Consider the following 4,372-nt stretch of genomic DNA (forward strand, 5'->3'; position numbering starts at 1 on the left):
GTGGATGGCGTCATCGGGGAGTCGGGCCGCGAGCTGATCGGGAATCGCCCGCATGCCGGCAGCGGGCACGACGGCATCGCCGTCGGCGAGCATCCGGAAGATGATGTCGAACATCCGCCGACTGTCGCTCAGCTGCGGGTCGAGTTGGATTCCGCCGACGAGCGGTCGGAAGAATCGGTCGATCATCGTCGGTGAGAACTTGGCGTACGTGAGCGCCGCCGTGGTCGAGACATCTTCTCCGGTGAGGAGTCGCGCCGGATGCCCACGACGGACGCGTGCCCGCAACAGTGCGATGCGAGCCTTGTCGAGCGGCGTTCCGATCGGTGCAATCGCGGTCGAGACGATGCTGCCCGGTCGACGGAACGGGTCGGCCACGGTCGATCCCTTCCCGTTGCGCCACACGAGGGCGCCCGGGTCGAATGAGCGCAGGTCGAGAGCGGCCATGTCGAGCTGCAGGTTCAGCTCGGGATAGGCGGTGAGCGCGACCTGGAAGCCGCGGTCGAGGATGAACCCGTCGACCACGTCGCTGCGCACGCGTCCCCCGACCCCGTCGGACGCTTCGTGGATCTGCACCTGATGGCCGGCGTCGTGGAGGTGGACGGCACACGCCAGCCCGGCGAGACCCGCGCCGACGATGACGATCGGGTGCTCGCTCACTTCTGCAGGAGGTCGCGGAGCGCGTCGCCGAGGTTCGGATGGGCGAACTCGTATCCGTCGTCGGTGAGGACGTGTGGGACCACGCGCTGCCCGGTGAAGAGCAGGTTGTCCGCGAGTTCACCGCCGAGCAGCAGCTTCGGTCCGAACTTGGGGATCGGCAGGAAGGTCGGTCGACCGAGCGTCTCGCCGAGTGCGTCGGTGAAGGTCGCGTTGGTCACCGGCTCGGGTGCGGTCAGGTTGACCGGGCCCTCGACCGAGCTCGTGAGGAGGTGGATGATCGCACCGACTTCGTCGTCGATGTGGATCCAACTCTGCCACTGTTCGCCCGAGCCCATCTTCCCGCCCAGACCGAACTTGAACAGCGGCAGCTGCTTCTTGAGCGCGCCACCATGCGCCGAGAGAACGATCCCGGTTCGGAGAAATGCAACTCGTGTGCCCTCGCCCGTTGCGGGCGCCGCCGCCGATTCCCACGCTTCGCAGACCTCGGCGAGGAACCCGGTCCCGACCGGCGACTGCTCGTCGAACGTCGTGTCGGGACTTGTTCCGTAGATCCCGATCGCAGATCCCGACAGCAGAACCGACGGTCCGTTCTTCGCGGCGGTCACGGCGTTCGCCACCAAGGCGGTGCCGACCGTGCGGCTCTCGCGAATCGCTCGTTTGTGATCGTCGGTCCAGCGGGCGTCGGCGATGCCCGCGCCGGCGAGATGGACCACGCCGTCGATCCCGTCGAACGCGCCGTCGTCGATCCGGCGCTCGTCGATCGACCAGCCGATCTCGTTGTCTCCGGGTGGATGGCGAACCACGGGAACCACGTCGTGGCCGCTGGAACGAAGGCGTCGTGACAGTGCGGTGCCGACGAGGCCCGATGCTCCGGTGATGGCGATGCGCATGGTCCGAGAGTACGTCGCCGGCGAATCGGTCAAACCTCGAGCCGGAGCAGCGCCGGGGTCAGATCGATTCGGAGATGATCTGGTCGAGCAGTGATTCGTCCACCGCTCCGGCCACGGTCTCGGTCGAGCCATCCGCCTTGACGATCACGAGAGCCGGTTGGAACGCAACGTCGAATCGGGAGTACACGGCGGCCGGCGTGTCGTCGATTTGCGGGAAGGTCAACCCGTGTTCGTCGATGAACCCCTGGTACGAATCCTCGGATCCGGTCCATGCGACGCCGACAAAGTTGACCTGATCCTGATACTTGGCACTCGCCGCCTCGACCGAGGTTGCTTCACGGTTGCAGATGCTTCAAGTCGGCGCCCAGAACCAGAACGCCGTGGGCTTCCCCGCGAGTGAGGCTGCGTCCAGCTCGCCACCGCCTACGAGCGGGCTCGTGAACTGCAGGATCTCGGGAGCGTCGCTCGTCGAGGGCCCGGCGTCCGGTGCGGTGTCGACGGCGATCGGGTCGGACGTCGGTGAAGTCGTGTCGGCGGAGTCGGACGATCCACCGCATGCGGTGACGAACAGACCGGCAGCGGCGACGAGCGCCAGTACCCGGATCCTGCGCGTCGATGCCATGCTCGCAGCGTACCGACGACCCGTCGGGCGTGGAGCGCGTCGGTCCACGGTTTCGGACCTGTTCATCGTCCGTAGGCTGGCCGACCGATGAACTGGGCCACGAGATCGCAGGGCGCTCGATGAAGACCCGCACACTGCTCCTCCTGTCGGTCGGGACCGCCCTGATGATCCTCCTCGCCGGCGGCGTTCTGCTGTTCCAGCTGTCGGGCCAGGAGGACTCGACCGAGGCGACCCCGATCGATGCCCCGACCACCGTCGGCGATGCCGAGATCACGGTGACCGGGTCCTCCGTGGCCGATGGAACGCTGCGCGTCGATGTGGAGATCGGCGGCGTGGACGACGTCGACGGCATCGACCAGTTCGCACTGGTGACCGGCGATCAGCGACTCGAGCCGCTGCGCTCACCCGAACCAGGCCGCTGCACCGAGGTGACCGAGCAGGTCCAACGATGCACCGTCGACTTCGACGTGAGCGCCAGTGAGGGCACCAGCCGCGTGCTCGTCCTGCGTCGCGGCGACGAACAGGCGACCTGGCGACTCGACGTATCAACTGGGGTCTGACCCCAGTTGATCCATCCTGGTGCTCCGGCTACCGGTTACCCGTCGGTCACTTGTCGTCGCAGCCTTTGGACCGGCCGGCGGAGCGCTACGGTGATCGATCGTGAGCGAACAATCCGACCACTTCGATCTCGTCGTCATCGGCGGTGGCCCCGGCGGCTATTCCGCCGCCCTCTACGGAGCGTCGGCCGGTTTGAGCGTCGCCCTCGTGGAGAAGGACGCCCTCGGCGGAACCTGTCTCAACCGCGGGTGCATCCCGGCGAAGGCATTCCTCGAGACCGCCGCCGTCAAGCGCCACGTCGATCACGCCGAGGACTTCGGCATCGAGACCAACGGCACCCCCTCCGTTGCGTTCGCCCGAACCCAGGAACGCAAGCAGGGAATCGTCAAGAACCTGGTCAACGGCATCGGCGCGATGTGCAAGGGCCGCAAGGTCGAGGTGTTCAACGGCGTCGGATCCCTCCGCTCCGGTCGCACCGTCGACATCGCGCTCGGTGACGGCGGATCGGCGACGATCACCGGGGACTTCGTCATGCTCGCGTCGGGTTCGGTCCCGCGGCTGATCCCGAACTTCGAGCGCGGCGGTCCGATCATGACCAGCGACGAGGTGCTCGATCTCGACACCCTCCCCGCACGGGTCGCCGTCATCGGTGGCGGCGCGATCGGCTGCGAGTTCGCGTCGACGTTCGCCGATCTCGGCTCGGAGGTCACGATCCTCGAGGGGTTGCCGAAGATCCTCCCCGGACTCGACAACGACGTCGCGAAGGTCGTCCAGAAGTCGTTCAAGAAAAAGAAGATCACCATCAAGACCGGCGTGATGGTCAACGGCCACACCCCCAATGATTCGGGCGGCACCGTCGTGTCGTTCGGCGACGATGAATCGGTCGAGGTCGACGTCGTCATCGTGTCGGTGGGTCGCCGTCCGTACGCCGATCAACTCGGACTCGACGGCACCGCCGTCGTCGTCGACGAGCGCGGCTTCGTCGTGGTCGACGAGTACTGCCAGACCGGCGAGGACGGCGTCTACGCCGTCGGTGACCTGATCAACACCCCGCAGCTCGCCCACGTCGGCTACGCCGAGGCGATCATGGTGATCAAGCACCTCCTCGGCGAGAGCCCGATGCCGGTGATGTACGACCGGGTGCCGTGGGCGATCTACTGCCACCCCGAAGTCGCATGGGCCGGCCCGGACGAGCAGCAGGCGAAGGATGCCGGGCACGATGTCGTCGTCGCCAAGCACCCGTTCAAGTTCAACAGCCGGGCGATGATCCTCGGCGAGACCGAGGGCCTCGTGAAGGTGATCGCCAAGAAGCGCGCCGACGGAACCGCGGGTCAGATCCTCGGGGTGCACATGGTCGGTCCGTGGGTCACCGAGCAGCTCTCCGGTGGCTACCTCGCAGTGAACTGGGAGGCCACCGTCGACGAGGTCGCGGAATTCATCCAGCCTCATCCGAGTTTGAGTGAGTTGTTCGGCGAAACCGTGCTCTCGCTCACCGGCCGCAACTTCAACGGCTGATCACCCGATCCGCTCACACTTCCCGTACGTAGAACCACTTCAGGACAAAGGACACGCAGATGGCAGACGTCACCCTTCCCCAACTCGGCGAGACGGTCACCGAAGGAACGATCACCCAGTGGTTCAAGGC

The 4,372-nt window shown here is 66.4% G+C and carries 6 protein-coding genes; 2 read left to right on the forward strand and 4 right to left on the reverse strand.

Annotated features, from left to right (window positions below):
* From WBV89_RS21400 to WBV89_RS21415, 4 genes are all read right to left on the reverse strand, one after another.
* Positions 1-657 (reverse strand): FAD-dependent oxidoreductase (locus WBV89_RS21400; RefSeq protein ID WP_423983357.1); only part of this gene is annotated, 657 nt, incomplete at its 3' end.
* Entirely contained in the window at positions 654-1,547 is an 894-nt protein-coding gene (locus WBV89_RS21405) for a TIGR01777 family oxidoreductase (protein WP_423983358.1), read from the reverse strand. The genes WBV89_RS21400 and WBV89_RS21405, both read right to left, overlap by 4 nt.
* A gap of 58 nt (positions 1,548-1,605) precedes the next feature.
* Positions 1,606-1,770 (reverse strand): hypothetical protein, encoded by a 165-nt coding sequence (locus tag WBV89_RS21410; protein ID WP_423983359.1) that lies wholly within the window; start codon positions 1,768-1,770, stop codon positions 1,606-1,608.
* A 129-nt stretch (positions 1,771-1,899) separates the two neighbouring features.
* Positions 1,900-2,169, reverse strand: a complete 270-nt coding sequence (locus tag WBV89_RS21415; protein WP_423983360.1) for a hypothetical protein — start codon at positions 2,167-2,169, stop codon at positions 1,900-1,902.
* Between the two features lie 119 nt (positions 2,170-2,288).
* On the opposite strand from WBV89_RS21415, the gene WBV89_RS21420 reads away from it, so the two are divergent.
* Both WBV89_RS21420 and lpdA read left to right on the forward strand, forming a co-directional pair.
* Positions 2,289-2,729 (forward strand): hypothetical protein, encoded by a 441-nt coding sequence (locus WBV89_RS21420; protein ID WP_423983361.1) that lies wholly within the window; start codon positions 2,289-2,291, stop codon positions 2,727-2,729.
* A 100-nt stretch (positions 2,730-2,829) separates the two neighbouring features.
* Positions 2,830-4,242, forward strand: a complete 1,413-nt coding sequence (lpdA, locus tag WBV89_RS21425; RefSeq protein WP_423983362.1) for a dihydrolipoyl dehydrogenase — start codon at positions 2,830-2,832, stop codon at positions 4,240-4,242.
* Positions 4,243-4,372 lie beyond the last annotated feature (130 nt).

The organism is Ilumatobacter sp. (assembly GCF_049588435.1).
Taxonomy (GTDB): Bacteria; Actinomycetota; Acidimicrobiia; order Acidimicrobiales; family Ilumatobacteraceae; genus Ilumatobacter_A.

What these genes read in the sequence shown, in the direction of transcription:
- WBV89_RS21405 (WP_423983358.1), bottom strand. Translation starts at nt 1,547, where the DNA reads ATGCGCATCGCCATCACCGGAGCATCGGGCCTCGTCGGCACCGCACTG.
- WBV89_RS21415 (WP_423983360.1), bottom strand. Translation starts at nt 2,169, where the DNA reads ATGGCATCGACGCGCAGGATCCGGGTACTGGCGCTCGTCGCCGCTGCC.
- WBV89_RS21420 (WP_423983361.1), top strand. Translation starts at nt 2,289, where the DNA reads ATGAAGACCCGCACACTGCTCCTCCTGTCGGTCGGGACCGCCCTGATG.